Genomic DNA, 18512 nt, shown 5'->3' on the forward strand with positions numbered 1-18512 from the left:
CGTTACCGCCCCCCTTGCTCCGAGTCGGATTCATAGAACACCCAGTAGCGGGAAGCGTAGAAGTTGAGCGCCGTCAGCGCGGCGACGATGACGAGCAGCACCCAGGCGAGCGCCGACGCGTATCCCATCTGGAAGTGCTTAAACGCCTTTTCGTACAGAAACACCGCGTACATATAGGTCGATTGCATCGGCCCGCCCGGTCTGGGCGTTACGATATAGGCCGGCGTGAACATCTGGAAGGCGTTGATGACGCCCAGAATGATGTTGAACAGAATGACCGGGGAGAGCATCGGCAGCGTAATCCGGAAAAACCGCTGCACCTTGCGCGCACCGTCCACCGCCGCCGCTTCGTACAGCTCCTGCGGAATCTGCTTCAGTCCCGCCAGGAAGATGACCATCATCGACCCGAACTGCCAGGCGTTGAGCACGACCAGTGTCCACAGCGCCGTATCCGGGTGGGAGATCCAGCCTCTGCCGGCGATTCCGAACCAGGACAGGATGACATTAATGAAGCCGTCGATGCCGAAGATGTTCCGCCACAGGACGGATACGGCGATGCTGCCCCCGATCAGCGAGGGAAAATAAATCGCCGTCCGGTAGAAGTTCATGCCGCGTACGCTTCGGACGAGCAGCATGGCAACCAGCAGGGAGAAGATAAGCCTGATCGGAACCGATACCGCAACGTACGTGAAGGTGACCGTCAGCGACTTGACGAACGTTTCGTCTTCCATGAAAATCCGCTTGTAGTTGTCCATCCCGGTCCACACCGGGTCGGACAGCAGCGAATACTCGGTGAAGGCGAGGAAGAACGATTGTCCGATCGGCCACAGGGTCAGCACCAGAAACCCGATCAGCCAAGGCGAGATGAAGATATAACCGGCCAATTGCGTAGAATTCAGCGGCTTGCTTCGCACCTCGCGCCTCCTTTCCATCGTTTGTTGATCCCAACTATAAACGGAAACGCTTACAGGAGAACAGGTGAATAAATTCGGCGGGCAGGGTGAGAAAATCAAGATTTTGGTTTCGCCGCAGGCGCAAGGTGCGAAAAATTTACGATGCGCGGCCGGAAGTCCTTAATTTCACGGCCTATACAACCGCTCCGCAAGCCTCAATAATGAAGGGGGCAGGGAAGTCGACCATCAGACCAAGAAGGAGCGGTGATTCGAATGAGATTCGATCATGCGGAGGATATCCGGCACATTACGCCATTATGGGAGGGAGAGCGTTTCCCGAATGGACGGCCCAAGGTGCCGGCCGACATCTTGCGGAGAATGCGGAAGATAACGCTGGAGGAAGCCTGGGGGCCGCTGTGGCATCACGGCTATCAATTTCAGTTCGAGGGAGACTTCAAGATCGTCCATCCGGAGCGGGTGACGGTCGGCCGCGCGGTCACGGCCGTTATGGTGCCAAGCCGCCCTGATCTCCATGAGACACTGTTGCGTTACGGACACGAGCAGGAGGGCAGGAAGGGCTTTTTCAACCAGTGGGTGATCGATCAATTGGAGGAAGACGACGTCGTTGTCGTCGATATGTTCGACAAGGTTTTCAAGGGCACGTACATCGGCGGCAATCTGGGGACGGCCATCTCTACGCGCACGAAGCGCGGCGGCGCGGTCATCTGGGGCGGCATCCGCGACAACCAGCAGGTCGTTCAGATCGAGGACATCAACGTCTACTACCGCGGCAGCGATCCGACCGCGATCGCGGACGTGACGATGGTCGGCATGAATACGCCGACGCGGATCGGGCGCGCGATCTGCCTGCCCGGCGACGTCGTGCTCGGCACGCCCGCCGGGGTCATCTTCGTACCGCCGCATCTGGCGGAGCTCGTCGTCGTGAACGCGGAGAAGTCGCAGGTGCGCGACATATTCGGGTTCGTACGGCTGCGCGAGGGCGTATACTCGACGGCGCAGATCGATTCGAACTGGCCGCTGGCGCTGTGGAACGACTTCCACGAATGGTTCCGGACCGCCGAGGCGGCCGCCGAGTATCGCCATCTGAGCTGGGAACGGGAGCTGGAGGACGCGAAGCGGAGGGAGGACGAAGGGCCTTCCCACGAGGTGCGGCTCTAGGACGTGTATGCATACACGCCCTAGCCCGTGACGGATTCCCGGTATTCGCTTGGGGACAAGCCGACCTTCTTCTTGAAAATTTGGCTGAAGTAGCGGGAATCGCGATAACCGACCTTTTCCGCTACTTCATAGTTTTTCAGACAGGTGCTGCGCAGCATTTCCTTCGCCTTGTTGATCCGGATGTCCGTCAGCTGCTCGATGAAGGTCCGTCCGGTATTCGCCCGGAAGAGCATGCTCAAATACGTCGGCGTCATATAGACGCGGCGAGCGACGCTGTCCAGCGTCGCATGCCGGCATTCCGCTTCCATGTACACGATCGTCTGCTGGATGACGCTGCGGCGGACATCCTTCTCGCGTTCGCGGCGATGGAACTCCTCTCTCAGATCGGCGAAATAGCCGCTCACGAAACGTTCGATCTCCTCCAGCGTCTCCATTCGCAGGATCGGCACGATTTCATGGCGAATTCGCCCGCCGTCCTCCTGTTCGTCCGGCGTGAGCCGGTTCTCCACCCCCGCCAGCAGCCGAATCGTCAGCTCGTAGATGTGGTCGATCTCGATCGGTCCGTCCTGCAGCAGTTCCCGGTAAAAGCCGCTCACATCTCGCGCGATCGCTTCCTCATCCTCCAGCTTCGGAATGCGCCGGGCCAGCTCCAGCTCCCGCTTGAGCGGATATTCCCGCAGCGCGTGCGACGGCGGCACTTGAGCGTAGCGGATGACCCGGTTCGTTCCGCGGTAAAATTTGTGCCGGAGCGCGGCTTGGGCCTGTTCGTACGACAGCCGGATGTCGGTTAAGCGGCTGCACGAATTGCCGACGCCGACGCTTACGGGGCCGCGCAAAGCCGCTTCGCTTTCTCGCCGCAGCGATTCGAGCTCGTCGGATGCCGATCGCGAGAACAGCAGCCCGATCTGTCCCGCGCCGTTGGCGAATACTTCCGCGCCGTCGGGCGCACGGCCTTCCAGCGTCTCCCGCAGCTTGACCGCTCTGCGGTTGTCGTCCTGCTTGCCGGCGCCCGGATCGAACAGCGCGACGGCCGGAAACGCATAATGCGGATTAACGCCGGCATGCGCCAGCATCTCCTGAAGCTCGGACGTGTCCCGGCCGCCGCCAAACATCAGGTCGCGCAGCACCCAATCCCGGATCATCGTCCGATAAGCCCGATCGTAAACCTCGACAGTCCCGTTTTTCATGAAGCCGTTCCTCCTCATTCCATCGGGATGATTTTATACGCGTGCATATGCTCGATAAATTCCCGCTCCGCCAGCTCCGGGTCGTTCGATTTCAGCGCGTCGATCAGTCTCAGATGCCATTCGACCAGGTTGTCTGTGGAATGGTATCGATTGGAAATCGCCATAAACCGCATCATCTTCGTCTTCATCTGATTCCACAGCTCCAGGATGGCCCCGTTGTCGCACTTGCGGTACAGGTAGCCGTGGAATGCCATGTCCTGCTCCAGTATTTTCAGATTGTCCCGTTCGCGCACGGCTTCGCCCATTCCGTCCAGGACTCGCAGCAGCGCGGAGAAGTCCGCGTCGGTCAGCGAGGCCATGGACGATCGTACCGCATACGCCTCGATCAGTTCCCGAAGCACGAACAGGTCGCGGATTTCCTTGGCCGTAATGTTGGATACGACCGAGCCTTTGTTCGGCTGTCCGACGATCAGCCCTTCCATCTTCAGCCGCTCGAGCGCCTCCCGCACCGGGGCCTGGCTGATCTCGTACCGACCCGCGATGTCCGTGACGATCAGCCGTTCTCCGGGAGGCAGCGTGCCGTCCAGGATGGCGCTCTTGAGCGCCGAGTAAACGCTTTCGCTAATAGAATGAATCTTCAACGGTTCCGATGGGCTCGCCATTCGTTCACCTCTCGTTTTTCTTTGATGTTGATCATTATCGATTATCGATAATCTGTGATGGCCTTATTGTAAAACGCCCGGAGCCTGCCGTCAATAGAAGGTTGACGAGAGGCTCCGGGCGGCGCTTTGAGCTGAAACGGTGACACCCCAAGCAGATCCGCGCAAAGGGAACGATGAAGCTAGACTTTGAACCGGCCGACGGCTTCGTCCAGCTCGATCGACAGCGCGCGAAGCCGCTCGGAGGCGTTGGCGACGTCCTCCATAGAGGCGAGCTGCTCCTCGGAAGCGGCCGCGACCTGCTGCGCGTGCGCAGAGGACGACTGGGCGATTCGCTCCAGCTCGTCCAGAGAAGCGGCGATCTCTTCGCTGCCCGCCGACATCTGCTCGGAGGCGGCGGATACTTCCTGCACTTGTTCCGACACTTCCTTGAACGAGGACAGGATGAGGCGGAGCGTATCGCCCGTGGAGTTCGCCAGCCGAGTGCCTTCGCGCGCTTCTTCGACGGAGAGGGCCAAGGAAGCGGCGACCTCCTCCGAGCGGGCGCCGATCGTATGCAGAATCTCGGCGATTTCCTCCGAGGATTCCTTGGAGCGTTCGGCCAGCTTGCGAATTTCGACGGCGACGACGCTGAATCCTTGGCCGTGTTCGCCGGCCCGGGCCGCTTCGATCGAGGCGTTCAGCGCGAGCAGGTTGGTCTGGTTGGCGACTTCGGCGATGTGGGACAGAATGTCTCCGATCCTGCCGCTGTACTCGCTTAGCTCGCGCATCGAGCCGGCGGCTCCGAAGACGTGGGATTCGATCGTCTGCATCTGCAGCGCCGTCCGCTCGACGACCGAGGCGCCTTCCGCGGCTTGCTTGGCCGTATGGGTCGCAAGATCGGAGACGACGGAGGAGGACTCGGCGATCCGCTGGATGCCGACGGCCATCTCCGTCATGGCGCGCTGGCATTCCTGGGAGCTTCCGAGCTGCGTCTCCGTGCCGGAAGCGACGTTCTGGATAGCCGAGGCGATCTCGTTGGTCGCCTGCGCGGTCTGCTGCGCCGTCTCCTTCAAGTCCCTCGAAGAGACGGTCACTTCTCCCGAGTTGCGTTGGACGCGCAGCGCCAGCTCTCTTAAATTGCCGATCATCGTATTAAAAGAGGCCGAAGCCTGGCCGATCTCGTTGCCGGTCGTAACCGGAACGGCGACGGTCAGATTGCCCTGCGCCGCTTCGTTGGCGGTAACGGCCAGCAGCCGCAGCGAACGCACGATCTGCCGTACGAGATAGAAGACGAGCGCGATGGCGGCCAGAGCGGCGATGATTCCGATCGCGACGGCTTTCCAGAGCATCGCGATGATTTGATCGTGCACGCTGTCGTAGTCGTAATCGATGCCGAACATGGCGACCGTTTGGCCTTGATCGTCCAGAACGGGAGCGGCATAGGTGATCCATTCGCCGTATTCGTCTTCATAGGCGGGAGTCAAGTAGGGCTCTCCCCTCAAGGCGCGGCCGAAGGCATCGAGCAATATGTCGGGCGGCACGAATTCCATGCCCGCGCCGCTTCCCGAAGCTTCGAGCGACGCGTTGACTTGAAGATTGCGCATGACGATCCGGTTGTCCTTCGTCTCGGTGACGGCGGACAGGTAATAAGCATTGGTCAGAGACTCCTTGTCCGTCATCCCGTCGAGGAGCTTTCTCAGGGTGGACATGGCGCCGGACGGGGGTTCTTCTCCGGCGTTTACGGCGTTGGCCGCGGAGGCGATCAGATCGATATTGACTTGACCTTGGGCCTGGAGCTTATCCCCGACCTGCCGGAATTGTCGGAACAAATCTTCTTTCTGCGCGGTGTACAGTACGGCAACCATTACGCCGATGACAATGAGGAACAGCAAAGACAATACGATGGAGCTGGTGAACAGCAGACTTTTGCGTTTGAGCCATTTGATCAAGAAAAAGCACCTCGCGAATTCGAAATAAACTAACAGGATTATATTAGGGAAATGTTAGCGAAGTTCGCGATTTTTTATGAATTTTCAACGAAATCATACAAATGATTCCGGGAACGGGACAAGGCCATGCCCCAACAAGCGGACCAGATGCTTGATGGGGGCATGGCCTTGTTCGTCCTATCCCGAGGCGAAGCGGATCGCCCGGCTGATCAGTCCGGGCAGCAGGGAGACGTGATTGTCGTCCTCGAACGACCGGTACTCGACGTGCAGGCCCGGCCGGTTCAGGGCGGCGAGCCGATGGGCGAGCTCTCTGGCGCGATCGACCATCCGGCTCTTGTGATTTTCCTCCAGAGAACCGACGGCGATGAGCGCGCGGATGTCTTCCCCTGTTCCGCCTCCGGCGGCGAATGCCGCTTCTTCCGTCTCGATGGCCCGCTTGTTCCAATGAATGGACGGACTTCCCGCCACGTAGGTGCGGAAGGCTCCGGGGGCGGCGAACAGGGCGTACAGCGCGAACAGCCCCCCGAGCGAATGGCCGAACAGCGTCTGCCTGGAGGTGTCGACGGCGTAGCTTCGCGCGATGTCCGGCTTTAACCGGTTTTCCAGAAACTGTAGAAACGATCGCGCTCCCCCTTGGGGAGGCCACTGGCCTCCCTGGGGATGAAGCGGAAGGGCCGCCGGATCGTCATCCAGGGTAAAATCGTAATGCCGGTCCGGGGGGAACGGCTCTTCCGAAGGATAGCCGATCCCGACGACGAGCGTAGGTGGCACCCCGGTCTTGTCGGAACGGCGTCCCTGCACGTTCGCGGTTTCCGCCGCCGTCCCGAACACGGCGTTGGCGTCGAGTACATAGAGCGTCGGATAGCCTGCGGGCGGAGGCGCCTGGTCCGGCTTGGCGATGCGGATGCGATAAGTCCGGCTGCCGTCTTCCGATTTCATTGTTCGTTCTTCGATATGCATGGCTTAAGCTCTTCCTTTCCGGCGGCGCAGCAAATAAACAAAGCTCGGAACCCCGAGGATGGCGACGATGATGCCTGCGGGAAGCTCGACGGGGCTGAAAATCGTCTTGCCGATGAAGTCCGCGGCCAATACGAGCAGCGCTCCGACGACGGCGCAGATCGGCAGCGTGCGCTGATGGGCCTGGCCGACCAGCCTGCGCGCGATATGCGGCGCGATCAGTCCGATGAAGCCAATGCCTCCGGCCACGGACACGCACGCGCTGACCAGACCGATGCCGGCCAGCAGCAGGATCGCTTTCTGCCGTTCCAGCCGGACCCCGACGCTGCGGGCGCTGTCGTCATCCAGTTGAAGCAGGTTCAGCGTGTGCGATCTGGCGTAGATGACCGGTACGAGTACTGCGAACCAAGGCAGAATGGACGCGATATATTTCCAGTTGGCGTTGTAGATGCTGCCGGACGTCCATACGGCGACCATCTCGAAATCCTGGGCGTTCATGCGCAGCGTCAGGAACAGCGAGACCGCGCTAAGTCCGGAAGCGATCGCGAGGCCCGTCAGCAGCAGGCGCTGGGGCTCCAGACGTCCGCCCTTCCAGGCGAACAGATAGATCAGCAGCGCTGCCAGCAGGCCTCCGATCAAGCCGAACAGCGGCATGGCCATGACGGACAGCCAGGTAACCTCGCGAATTTGTCCCTGATAGAAATAGAGAAAAACGACGATGGCGACGCCTGCCCCGGCGTTGATGCCGAGCATCCCCGGATCGGCCAGGCCGTTGCGCGTCACGCCCTGGATGACGGCGCCCGCGACGCCGAGTCCCATGCCGACGAGAACGGCAATGACGATGCGCGGCAAGCGGAACTCGAAGACGACGAGATCGTAGTCGGGGTTCGGGTCGATGCGCAGCAGGGTGCGCGCGATGTCCTTGACCGGGATGTCGAATTCCCCGTTGGTCAGACTGACGTAAATCAGGGCGGCGATCAGGCCGAGTCCGGCGAGCAGCAGAAGGACGAACGTTCCCTTAATCTTTGCCGGCACGCATTCCGCCTCCCTTCGTTCGGATCAGATAAAGGAAGAAGGGAACGCCGAACACGGCGGTGACGACGCCGATCGGCATTTCGAACGGATAGTTCAGGAAACGGCTGCCTACGTCGCACAGCGTCAGGAACAGTCCGCCGAAAGCGGCCGACAGCGGCACGATCCAGCGGTAGTCGACGACGCGCGCGATCATCCGCACGATATGGGGCACCAGCAAGCCCACGAAGCCGATTTTGCCGGCAAGGGCGACGGCGATTCCCGTCAGCAGAACGACGCTTCCCATTACGGCCAGCTTCACCGCGGTCGTCTTCACGCCCAGCCCTGCCGAGACGTCCTCTCCCAAGGACAGTATCGTCACCGACTTGGACAGCAGCAGAGCCAGGACCAGACCGACGACGGCAAACGGAATCGCCAGCTGGATCATGCCGGGATCGAGCTGGTGCAGCCGGGCGTTGTACCAGAAGCTGATGTTTTGCGAGACCTGGAAATACGTCGCCAGCGCGGCGGACACGCTGCTCAGGAAGGTGCCGATGACCGTGCCGAGGATCGCCAGGGAGACCGGCGACAGCCGGCTGAACACGGAAGCGGCCAATCCAAAGACGACGATTACGCTGAACGCCGAGCCCAGCAGCGAATAGAAAATCATCGCCAGCATCGAGGAGTTGGGGGCCAGGACCATGCAGAGCGTAATCGCGAACACCGAACCGTCGGAAATGCCCAATATAGAAGGGGATGCAAGATAGTTCCTTGTCATCCCCTGCATGAGCGCTCCGGATACGGCCAGGAAAGCTCCGATCAAGAGCGAGCCGGCTGCCCTCGGCAGCCGGGAGTGTCTGACGATCTGATGATCGACGTTGTCCGGATCGAAATGCAGCAAGGCGTCGCGGATCGTATCGAGCGGGATGGCTTTAGACCCGTAGGCGACGGATACCGCGAGCGCCAGCGCAATGGCGACCGGAGACAAGGCGAGCAGCAGAACCGGCAGTGTGGCTTTGAATTTCATGCGCGGATTCTCACTTGCCTTTATAGAGCTTGGTTTGCTTCAAAGCTTGAAGGAAAGAGATTTTGCTGTAGGCCGTTCCGCCTTGGGCCAGAGGATCGACGATGTTGACGTAGACGTGGCCGTTTTTGACCGCTTTAAGGCTTTTCCAGATCGGATTTTTCTGCAGCTCTTCAAGCGCCTTCGGCTGGTCCGCGTTCTCGTCCGGCGAGAACTGAACGAACAGGTAGTCCGGGTTGATCTCCGCGAATTTTTCCAGCGAGATGTTCTGCTGCGCTTTCGCCGCCGCGACTTCCTTCGGCACGGACGCGCCCAAATCCCGGTACAGGGATGGGTTGAAGAAGACGTCCTTCGGATAGATGAACAGATTTCCCGTACGGATGCGGATCGCCATCACCGTCTTGTTTTTTAGTTTCGGAGCGAGCGTCTTTTTGACCAGCGCCAATTCTTTCTGGTACTGCAGAACGGCTTGCGTGGCCGCGTTCTTGTTGCCGATCAGATCGCCGAGCAGCTTCAAGTTGTTGACCCAGTCGGTCGAGATGTGCGAGACGGGAATCGTCACGGCGATTTTGGCCAGCTTCTCGTTCGTCTCGGCCGGGAATTTCGTGCTCGTCAGAATAACGTCCGGCTTCAGCTTAAGGATCTTTTCCAGATTTGGCTGTGTTTTCTCCCCGATGCCTTGAACGCCCTTCGTAATCCGGGAGTACAGAGCCGGGAATTCGCCGCCGGTCGTCGGCGCGCCCAGCGGCTTGTAGTTCAAGACCAGCGCGTCTTCCATGGCTTCCAGCGCGCCTACGATGATGATTTTATTCGTTTTGACCGGTACGGTGTAAACCTGCCCCTTATACGTAATCTCCCGCTTCGCGTTTGCCGCCGGCGCCGCGCCCGCGACGGAAGCGAGACCGAAAACAAGCGCGCAAGCCATAACCAGCGCGGTTAATCTTTTGAACATCGTTCCAACAACTCCATTCCTTCGAATAGTAATGATAATCATTCTCACCAAAGGATTATAAACGGAAAACGAGCCCGTGAACATGGATTATCTCCGGAATTCATCTGGACGATCTCCGCATAGGCGGCGGGCCAGATCGTCCGTCATTCGTCCCGCGGCATGGGCGGAGTATTCGCGCCACGGATCGGAGGGAAGCTCGTACACTTTGTTTCTGCGGACCGCCTGCAAATCCTGCCACAGGGAAGAAGCTTGACGGGACCGCCACTCGGCGAGCGTCTCCGGTTCCTGGCAGATGTTCAGCAGAATGCGGTCGGCGTCGAGCTCCGCGATTTTTTCCGCCGTGATCGGGACGTTGTACCGTATATCCTCGAAGGCGCGAAGAAGATTCAGTCGCAGCTCCTGGCCCACAATCTCCGTCATCCCGCGGGTGGGGCAATAGTAGAATTGCCCCTTGAAGAAGCTGAGCGGAAGAATCGACTCGTCGCCAAGCTCCCGTCGCACGCTCTCGCGGACCAGTCTCAGCTTGCGCTCGTATTGCGCCAGCCAGCTCTCGGCATCCCCGTCGGCGTTCGCGAACCGCGCGATCACACGCAATTGCTGGCGCCAGTCGGTTTCCTTGGCCGGAATGACGAGCAGAGGAGCCAGCGCTTCAAGCCGTTCCCGCTCTCCGGGATGCAGGTAATCGAGCGTAATGACGGCGTCGGGACGGGCGTTCGTCAGCGCGGCGATGTTGGCCTCCCAGTCTTCATTAAAGCGATAGGCGCTGAGATGGAGCGGGATATCCGTTCGATAGCTATTGTAATAGTGAGACGTCCACTTCGGATGCAAAGGGGCGGCATACGGCATCAGGTTAAGCGCGAGCAAGTGGCCGGCGATCGGGGACATGTAGGCCGCGAACTTCCTCCGGCGGTTTCTGGCGTAGGCGGAAGGCGTCAAGCCGGTCGTCTGCTTGAATTTACGGCTGAAGTAGAATTCGTCCTGATAGCCGACCTGGTGGGCGACATCGCTCAGCTTCATATCCGATTGGGCGATCATTCGTTTGGCCTGGTTCAACCGGGCTTCGGTGACATAATCGATCGTGCTGAGGCCGTACGTCTTCTTGAACAGGTCGACATAATATTTAGGGCTGAGCTCGGCGATTCTGGCCAACTGTTCGATGGTCAGATTCTCGTGATAATGGCCGTCGATATAGGATTTCGTTCGCTCCAGCGCCGTTCGCGAATTGGGCGAGGAGACTCGCGGAACCGGCTTCAGGAGCGCGTACAACCATTCCTGAAGGACGGCTTGGGCGCGAAATCTCTCCAAAGGCCCGCCTTCCGTCCAATACTGGAGCAGCGTTTCGCAGCTTGCCGCGGTCGTCTCTTGAGGCGCCAGCTCTCCGCTCGCGGGAAAGCACGCCTCGGAGCCGTCCTCCCGTCTGGCGCGGAACCGAACGAGATAGAGGGAGAAGGCCTCGTCGCCATCCGGCCGGGCGGCAATCGTCTGACCGGGCGATACGAGGTAAGAGACGCCCGCATCCGCGCGGCAATCCCGCAGGTCGATCGTCAGACGTCCCCGGCCTTGCTTGACGGTCAGAACGGCATGCGAATCGACCAGCCGCGGTTTGATTCGCCCGCGGGGAATCCATTCCGCGTCGACGAGCTTGATCCAGAGGGAATCCAGCTCGTGGAAAGGCGGTAAGCTGCGCGAATAGGCGTCGTGCACCGTAATCTTCCTTTCGGGGAGAAGTTGTTGAGAATCGTTATCAATAACGTATCATGAAGGCGATCGGGGGGTCAAGAAGGCGCTAGGAGGAACGAGCTGGAATGGCAATAACGGCGCGTCGGACCGTTAATGGAGTGGGAGACGGGGATTTGGGTGAATAACGGCGCGTCGGACCGTTAATGGAGCGGGAGGCGGGAGTTTGGGGGAATAACGGCGCGCTGGACCGTTAATGGAGCGGGAGTCGCGGATTTGGAGGAATAACGGCGCGCTGGACCGTTAATGGAGCGGGAGGCGGGAGTTTGGGGGAGTGGCGGCGCGTCGGACCGTTAATGGAGCGGAAGACGGGGATTTGGGTGAATAACGGCGCGCCGGACCGTTAATGGAGTGGGAGACGGGGAATTGGAGGAATAAAGGCGCACCGGACCGTTAATGGAGAGGGAGTCGCGGATTTGGGTGAATAACGGTATGTGGGACCGTTAATGGAGCGGGAGACGGGAGTTTGAGGGAGTGGCGGCGAGAAAAAATCCAGCCCGGTCCGGAGCTGCGCAGAGGCAGTCCACGGACCGGGCCAAAGTCTTGACGACGTCGCTGGTATTCGCACAAATCGAGCCTAGTCGTTCTTCTTTTCCATAGCCGCCTTCAGCAGGTCGCCGAGGCTGTTGCCGAGCGGCTCCTGCTGCTTGGAGAATTGGCTGACGAGTCGCTGCTGCTCGCGCTTGTTCATGTGCGTGCTGTCCTTGTTCAACGTCTCCGTTAACCCGCATGGCAAGCACTGTACGTATTTTCCCGCTTTGCCTTCTTTAAGCACCATCTTCTTGTGGCACTGAGGGCAGCGGCGGTTCGAGAGCTGCTGGTCGCCGGAGCGCCGGTAGCCGCAATCGTCGTTGGGGCAGGTGAGCAGAAGGCCGCGTTTTGTTCTCTTCTCCAGCATCCGTGTGCCGCAGTCCGGACAATGGCTGGCCGATACGTTGTGCGGGACGTAGGAGGCGCTGCTGTTTTTGACCCCGCCGACAAGCTCGCGAGCCATATCCCGAATGCCTTTCAGGAACGGATCGGCTTTGCCCTGTCCGCGGGCGATGCGCTCCAGCTCCGCCTCCCAGCGGGCCGTCAGGTCCGGCGAGCGCAGGTCGGCCGGAGCAAGCTCGATGAGCTGCTTGCCTTTGCCGGTCGGGTGGAGCGAGTTGCCCTGCCGATCGATCGTATCCGAGCTGACCAGCTTCTCGATAATATCCGCGCGCGTGGCGGGAGTGCCCAGTCCGTGCTTCTCCATCTGCGTCAGCAGGGCGGCTTCCGTATACCGCTTCGGAGGGGAGGTTCTTCCGGTCTGAATGCGGCACAGCTTCACCTCAAGCGTCTCGCCCTCCCGCAGCTCGGGCAGCAGCGTATCCTTATCGTCCGCGGAATCGTCGTTCTCCTCGTCCTCCATCGACTGGCCGTCGTAGACGGCCCGCCAGCCCGCATCCTTGATCGTCGTACCCTTAGCGGACAGCGTCTCTCCGGCCGCTTGAACGGTGACGGCCACCTGGTCGAAGCGGGCCGGTCCGTAAAACAAACTGATAAACCGCCGCACGATCAGATCGTACAGCCTCCGCTCCTCGTGGCTAAGCGCGTTCAGCATGACGACCTGTTCCGTCGGGATAATGGCATGGTGGTCGGTCACCTTGCTGTCGTCGACGATCCGCTTGCTTACCGGCAGCTGGCCGCGCAGCAGAGGCCGGGCGAACGGCGCATACGGCCCGATAGCAACGGCGGACAAACGTTCCTTTAACGTGCCTGTCATATCCGAAGTCAGGTAGCGAGAATCCGTGCGCGGATAGGTGACCAGCTTGTGCTGCTCGTACAACCGCTGCAGCACGTTCGACGTCATTTTGGCCGAGAAGCCGAGCAACCGGTTCGCGTCCCGCTGCAGCTCCGTCAAATCGTAGGCGAGCGGGTGCGGCACCGATTTCTCGCTTTTTTTCAGCGAGACGATTTTGCCTGTTTTACCGGACAGCTTCTCCTGCAATTCCTTGGCCTTCGCCGCATCGAAAATCCGCGAATCCCCGTTCGGTCCGCGCCATAACGCCTCGAATTTGCCCAGGTTCACGCGCAGTTGGCTGAACTCCTCCGAACGGAACGACAAAATCTCCTTCTCCCGCTGCATGATCATGCCCAGCGTAGGCGTCTGCACGCGTCCGGCGGACAGCGGCGAGCCGAACTTGCACGTCAGGGCGCGCGTGACGTTCAGTCCGATCATCCAATCCGCCTCGGCGCGGCAGCGCGCGGATTGGTACAGCCGCTCGTACTGGCTGCCCGGCTTCAGCGAGGCGAAGCCTTCCTTGATCGCCTTGTCTGTCTGCGAGGAGATCCACAGCCGCTGGAACGGCTTTTTCCACTTGACCATATCGATGATCCAGCGGGCCAATAGCTCCCCTTCCCGCGCCGCATCGGTCGCCACGATCAGCTCTCCGATATCCGGCCGGCGCATAAGCTGCTGCACCGCCTTGAACTGGTGGCTGCTCTCTCGCAGTACCTTCAGCTTCATGCTCTCGGGCAAAATCGGCAGATCCTCCAACGCCCAGCTCCCGAGCTTGGAATCGTAATCCTCCGGCTCCGCCAATCCGACGAGGTGCCCCAGCGCCCAGGTGACGACATATTTCGGTCCTTCGATAAAGCTCTTATTTTTATTATGGCTGCCCATCACCCGTGCGATCTCGCGCGCGACCGACGGTTTTTCCGCCAATACCAATGTTTTTGCCATTTTTATCGAGTCCCCTTCCTTTGTTCATTATACTATTCGAGGCGATAAATTAAAGGAAGAGAACCTGCAAGGTTCGGATACGGAGAGCGGGAACGCGTGATATACTTGACAAACGAAGGACGGGAAGACGAACGGACGATCGAAGGTCGAAAGCGACCGCGCGGGAGACGTTTGGGGGAAGAGAAGTTTTTTCGGGAGGTTTCGAAGGCCATGAACGTTCCGGACTTGCTGCAACAAATCATAGACTGGGAGAAAAGTGTCGCGGGACGGCTTCCGGATTGGGCTGCGCCCTCGGGTCTGATCTTGGGAGTTACGGGAGACGGAGACGGGGGATACGAGTGCACCCCGGAGCGTTCGATCACGTTCGCGCGCACGGGGGCCGACGGCATCCATTTCGCCTGGATTGCGGATCGGAGGGGAGTCTCCGACGATCTGGACGAAGCGCCGATCATCTGCGTATCTCCGATGGACTTCGACAATCCCGTCTGGGCGGTGGCGCGGAATATCCGGGACTTTTTCTCTTTGGTATTCTACGGCCACGACTTGCTGTTGAATAACGACTTCGGCAGCCGGGAGCATTACGAGAAGGCGCAGCGGGAGCAGGAGCAATACGATGCGGAGTCGCCGTATCTTCAAGCGTGGGGAGAGGAGACTCGCAAGCTCGCGTTGGAGGCCAGAGAGAAGTTTGAGCTGGCTCCGATCGACGATCCTTATGGCTATATGCGGCAGATTCGTTCCGAAATCTCTGATCTCGGCTGATCATTCTTAATTTGCTGCTCCCTCTTGCTCAGCAGGAATAGCAAACGGGTCGGACATTAGCACAATGGCCAGTTTTGCTCCGTCACGCATCCCCTGTAAATATAACCGTTCATTCTCCAAGGCTCGACAGTAATGGTGCTTGTCTTCCCATTCCGTAAACTCGGGACATTGCGTTTAAACGAGTATTATCACGCAATCTCTTATCTAATTTCAGAAACTCATATCATTAAACCTCATTTTGAGTATAGGGCCTTTTGTTATTCCGCAGAATAACATTTAGAGAGTCAAAATACGCTTTTCGATACAAATAGTAGTCATACCAATATGAGCAACTCCCCACCAATAAAAAAGTAATCCGAGAAATCGTCTCCATGCTCGCTCGATACGACGAACAAACGATTGGAATGGCAAAAAATATATTATCTGAGGTGCTAAAGTATTCCCGCAAGTGAGCCATGTCGACAAAATCGGCATGGCTTACTTTTTTTCTGGATTGCCTGATTCTAAGAGAAGATCAAACATTCAAGCCGGCTCGTGCAACGACCCCGCAGACCATAAAAAGCGGTTAAACGCTCGAGTCCGCTCGCGTAACGGCTTGGCAGACCGTAAGAGGCAGTCAAACGCACAAATCCGCTCGCGTAACGGCCCGGCAGACCGTAAAAAGCGGTCAAACGCACAAATCCACCCGCGTAACAGCCTGGCAGACCGTAAGAGGCAGTCAAACGTACAAATCCACTCGCGTAACGGCCCGACAGACCGTAAGGGATGTTTAATTCAAGTGGCGTTGCGCGATTCTTTCGAGCAATTTGCCTGATTCTAGATGCACCCTCGGCAGGGCACCTTAAAAAAACAAACATCAACTCTTAAGTAACTTTATTGTTCGTCCATGCGCTTCGGAGGATAATGAGCCTATTAAAACATCAAGGGGGATGTAAGATGAAAGCTCTGAATAGAAAAATGCTCCTCACCGCCATGTCGGGCCTGCTCGCGGTCGGCTTGGCCGCCTGCGGATCTTCCGGCAACGGCAACAACGGCGCGAGCTCTCCGGAGGGCAGCCAGGCGGCCTCGGAATCGCCCAAGGCGAGCGAATCCGCCGGCAGCAACGAGAAAGTCACGATTACGTTCCAGAACATCTATCCGGACCCGACCGATCCGAAGTACAACATGCTGCGCAAAATCGTCGCGCAGTACGAAGCCGACAATCCGAACATCAAGATCGAGTTGGATTCCCTGAATACGGACCAGCAGAAGCTGAAGCTGAAGACGCAAGCGGCCTCCAAGGAGGTGCCGGACATCACGATCGTGAACCCGGCCGCTCAGATGCAGCCGTTCGTGGATGCGGATCTGTTTGCGCCGCTGAACGAGATGGTCGAGAAGAACGGCTTGAAGGGGACATTCCAGGAAGGCATTCTGGACTACTACTCCTTCAACGGCAACCTGTACGCCCTGCCGGACGGCAACAACATCGCGCTCATCTATTACAATAAGAAAATGTTCGACGAAGCCGGCGCGACGGTGCCGACAACGTTCGAAGAGCTGGTCGATACCGTCAAGCTGCTGAAATCCAAAGGCATGACGCCGATCGCGATCGGCGAAAAAGATTCCTGGACCGGCTCGTTCCTGTTCATGAACGTCCTGCTCCGCACGAACGGCGGACCGGGCTTCCTGCAAGACGTGCTGGACGGCAAGAAAACTTTCGAAGATCCTGCGTTCATGGAAGCCGTAGACGCGTTCCAAAACCTCGTTCAAGCGGGCGCGTTCCAGGAAGGCGCAACTTCCTTCGACTATAACGCGGGCGAGAACCTGTTCAAGACGGGCAAAGCGGCGATGTACTTCATGGGAAGCTGGGCGACCGGCGGCATCGAGACCTCCACGGTCGGCGAGAACGGCGAAGTCGGCGTATTCAAATTCCCGACGGTCGGCGGCAAAGGCAACCCGGACGAATTCATGCTGGCGCCGGGAAGCGCGTTCGCAGTATCCAAGAACAGCAAGCATCTGGCCGAGACGCTCGACTTCCTGAACTACTTCATGCTGAACTATCCGAAAGAAGCGTTCGCGGTGAAAGGCGCCGTCGGCGTCGCTCAGAACGTCGAAGAGGATTTCAAAGCGGCCGGATATTCCGATATGGCGATGGAAGTGCTGAGCATGTTCAAGGACGTGAAAGGCGGAGACCTCGCGTTCGACAATACGATGAATCCGGGAACGGCTCAAGTCCACCTGTCCAGCATCCAAAACCTGTTCGTGGAGAAAAAGAATTCGGCGGACGTGGCCAAAGAGCACCAAAAAGGCTACGAGGAGAACAAGGAATAATATCCGTCGCTAGGAACGAAGGGGGCGCGTTCGCGCCTCCCTTTCGTCACGATTCGGCAAGTCAAGTTTCACTTGTATATTTGCCTGAATCGTCTCCGCAAAGCTTCTTCGGCGTCCGACCCTGGTCGGAAACTTCGTTTCCTGCTCGGGTATGCATCCTACCCTGGTCGGAAACTTCGTTTCCTGCTCGGGTATGCATCCTACCCCGGTCGGGAACCTCGTTCCCTGCCCGGATATGCATCCCGGGACGCCGAAGGCGTTTTTGCTTGAGCGATGAGAGAGCTTGAAGGGGGCGGGAGCCTTGAAAGTATTGAGAGTATCCGGATGGACGATCGCGGCGTTCGTGCTGCCGTGCCTGGTCCTGTATTGCGGTCTGGTGTTCGCTCCGATCCTCGTATCCGTCTATAACGGAATGCTCGATTGGAACGGCATCGGCACCTCGAAGTTTGTCGGCTTGGCCAACTACGAGAAAATGTTTACGAACGATTCGCTGCTCTGGCCTGCGGTAGGCAGGACGTTCCTGCTCGCGGGCTTCTCCATGCTTATCCAGCTGCCGGTCGCCTTGTTTGTGGCCATTCTGATCAGTCGGTTCGTTCGCCGAACGGGCTTTCTCGTCTCGAGTTATTTTCTGCCCGTCATCTTATCCGTCGCCGTTATCGGCCAACTCTGGAAGACGATCTATAACCCGGCGCCCATGGGGGGCATGATCAATCAAATTTTGCTCAACCTCGGTTTGGATTCGTGGACGCATTCGTGGCTGACCGAGCCGAAGATCGCGATCTACGCCATCATTGTCGTCGCGCTGTGGCAGTATTTGGGGTACCACATTCTGATCCAATTCACCGGAATTCAGAATATCCCGGCCGACATCTACGAAGCGGCCAAGATCGACGGCGCTTCGGGCTTCAAGGCGGACCGCTACATTACGCTGCCGCTGATCGTCCCGATTTTCAAAATTTCCGTTGTGCTCTCGTTCATCGGATCGCTCCAATCGTTCGACCTGATCATGGTCATGACGGGCGGCGGACCGGCGAACGCGACCAACGTTCTGGCCAGCTATATGTACAATATGAGCTTCCTGTCCATGAAGTACGGCTACGGAAGCGCCATCGCTTCGTTCCTGGTTATCATCTGCCTGGCGGCCACGCTGTTGATCAACCTGCTGTTCAACCGGCTGGACAAACGATTCTCGTAAAAGGAGGCGCT

General features: G+C 58.7%; 14 protein-coding genes. 4 read left to right on the forward strand and 10 right to left on the reverse strand.

All coding sequences use genetic code 11. The features are described from left to right. Positions 1 to 2 precede the first annotated feature (2 nt). Entirely contained in the window at positions 3 to 932 is a 930-nt protein-coding gene (locus ACFFT4_RS31460; RefSeq protein WP_378053130.1) for a carbohydrate ABC transporter permease, read from the reverse strand. A 234-nt stretch (positions 933 to 1166) separates the two neighbouring features. On the opposite strand from ACFFT4_RS31460, the gene ACFFT4_RS31465 reads away from it, so the two are divergent. Beyond that, on the forward strand, positions 1167 to 2072 hold the full coding sequence (locus ACFFT4_RS31465) for an RraA family protein (RefSeq protein WP_378053132.1): 906 nt from the start codon (positions 1167 to 1169) through the stop codon (positions 2070 to 2072). Positions 2073 to 2092: 20 nt separating this feature from the next. Here the strand turns inward: ACFFT4_RS31465 and ACFFT4_RS31470 are convergent, their stop codons facing one another. The 9 genes from ACFFT4_RS31470 to ACFFT4_RS31510 form a co-directional block, all read right to left on the reverse strand. Then, positions 2093 to 3259, reverse strand: coding sequence for a helix-turn-helix domain-containing protein (locus tag ACFFT4_RS31470; protein ID WP_378053134.1), 1167 nt, complete (start codon positions 3257 to 3259; stop codon positions 2093 to 2095). A 14-nt stretch (positions 3260 to 3273) separates the two neighbouring features. Further along, entirely contained in the window at positions 3274 to 3921 is a 648-nt protein-coding gene (locus ACFFT4_RS31475) for a GntR family transcriptional regulator (RefSeq protein WP_378053136.1), read from the reverse strand. 179 nt (positions 3922 to 4100) lie between these two features. Beyond that, positions 4101 to 5849: a methyl-accepting chemotaxis protein gene (locus ACFFT4_RS31480; protein WP_378053138.1), complete on the reverse strand. Its 1749-nt coding sequence runs from the start codon at positions 5847 to 5849 to the stop codon at positions 4101 to 4103. A gap of 177 nt (positions 5850 to 6026) precedes the next feature. Further along, positions 6027 to 6809 (reverse strand): alpha/beta hydrolase, encoded by a 783-nt coding sequence (locus tag ACFFT4_RS31485; protein ID WP_378053140.1) that lies wholly within the window; start codon positions 6807 to 6809, stop codon positions 6027 to 6029. A 3-nt stretch (positions 6810 to 6812) separates the two neighbouring features. Further along, the gene (locus ACFFT4_RS31490) at positions 6813 to 7841 is read right to left on the reverse strand and encodes a FecCD family ABC transporter permease (protein ID WP_378053142.1); all 1029 of its coding nucleotides are present in this window, start codon (positions 7839 to 7841) and stop codon (positions 6813 to 6815) included. After that, positions 7825 to 8844 carry a FecCD family ABC transporter permease gene (locus ACFFT4_RS31495; RefSeq protein ID WP_378053145.1) on the reverse strand — a complete coding sequence of 340 codons (1020 nt, stop codon included), beginning with the start codon at positions 8842 to 8844 and terminating at the stop codon, positions 7825 to 7827. Before ACFFT4_RS31495 ends, ACFFT4_RS31490 begins: the two co-directional genes overlap by 17 nt. A gap of 10 nt (positions 8845 to 8854) precedes the next feature. Next, positions 8855 to 9793 (reverse strand): ABC transporter substrate-binding protein, encoded by a 939-nt coding sequence (locus tag ACFFT4_RS31500; RefSeq protein ID WP_378053147.1) that lies wholly within the window; start codon positions 9791 to 9793, stop codon positions 8855 to 8857. A gap of 87 nt (positions 9794 to 9880) precedes the next feature. Further along, complete coding sequence (locus ACFFT4_RS31505; RefSeq protein WP_378053149.1) at positions 9881 to 11497, reverse strand: AraC family transcriptional regulator; 1617 nt, start codon at positions 11495 to 11497, stop codon at positions 9881 to 9883. 610 nt (positions 11498 to 12107) lie between these two features. Further along, the gene (locus tag ACFFT4_RS31510) at positions 12108 to 14237 is read right to left on the reverse strand and encodes a DNA topoisomerase 3 (RefSeq protein ID WP_378053152.1); all 2130 of its coding nucleotides are present in this window, start codon (positions 14235 to 14237) and stop codon (positions 12108 to 12110) included. A gap of 210 nt (positions 14238 to 14447) precedes the next feature. Here ACFFT4_RS31510 and ACFFT4_RS31515 point away from each other — a divergent pair, with 210 nt between their 5' ends. From ACFFT4_RS31515 to ACFFT4_RS31525, 3 genes are all read left to right on the forward strand, one after another. Further along, complete coding sequence (locus ACFFT4_RS31515) at positions 14448 to 14996, forward strand: hypothetical protein (protein WP_378053154.1); 549 nt, start codon at positions 14448 to 14450, stop codon at positions 14994 to 14996. 936 nt (positions 14997 to 15932) lie between these two features. Beyond that, positions 15933 to 17306 carry an extracellular solute-binding protein gene (locus ACFFT4_RS31520; protein ID WP_378053156.1) on the forward strand — a complete coding sequence of 458 codons (1374 nt, stop codon included), beginning with the start codon at positions 15933 to 15935 and terminating at the stop codon, positions 17304 to 17306. 301 nt (positions 17307 to 17607) lie between these two features. Further along, entirely contained in the window at positions 17608 to 18501 is an 894-nt protein-coding gene (locus ACFFT4_RS31525; RefSeq protein ID WP_378053158.1) for a carbohydrate ABC transporter permease, read from the forward strand. Positions 18502 to 18512: the final 11 nt, after the last annotated feature.

It is taken from the genome of Cohnella cellulosilytica (assembly GCF_042431195.1).
Classification (GTDB): Bacteria; Bacillota; Bacilli; order Paenibacillales; family Paenibacillaceae; genus Cohnella; species Cohnella cellulosilytica.

Coding starts and splice junctions, on each gene's coding strand:
- ACFFT4_RS31475 (WP_378053136.1), bottom strand. CDS start 3,921: ATGGCGAGCCCATCGGAACCGTTGAAGATTCATTCTATTAGCGAAAGC.
- ACFFT4_RS31500 (WP_378053147.1), bottom strand. CDS start 9,793: ATGTTCAAAAGATTAACCGCGCTGGTTATGGCTTGCGCGCTTGTTTTC.
- ACFFT4_RS31510 (WP_378053152.1), bottom strand. CDS start 14,237: ATGGCAAAAACATTGGTATTGGCGGAAAAACCGTCGGTCGCGCGCGAG.
- ACFFT4_RS31485 (WP_378053140.1), bottom strand. CDS start 6,809: ATGCATATCGAAGAACGAACAATGAAATCGGAAGACGGCAGCCGGACT.
- ACFFT4_RS31470 (WP_378053134.1), bottom strand. CDS start 3,259: ATGAAAAACGGGACTGTCGAGGTTTACGATCGGGCTTATCGGACGATG.
- ACFFT4_RS31495 (WP_378053145.1), bottom strand. CDS start 8,844: ATGAAATTCAAAGCCACACTGCCGGTTCTGCTGCTCGCCTTGTCTCCG.
- ACFFT4_RS31465 (WP_378053132.1), top strand. CDS start 1,167: ATGAGATTCGATCATGCGGAGGATATCCGGCACATTACGCCATTATGG.
- ACFFT4_RS31460 (WP_378053130.1), bottom strand. CDS start 932: ATGGAAAGGAGGCGCGAGGTGCGAAGCAAGCCGCTGAATTCTACGCAA.
- ACFFT4_RS31515 (WP_378053154.1), top strand. CDS start 14,448: ATGAACGTTCCGGACTTGCTGCAACAAATCATAGACTGGGAGAAAAGT.
- ACFFT4_RS31520 (WP_378053156.1), top strand. CDS start 15,933: ATGAAAGCTCTGAATAGAAAAATGCTCCTCACCGCCATGTCGGGCCTG.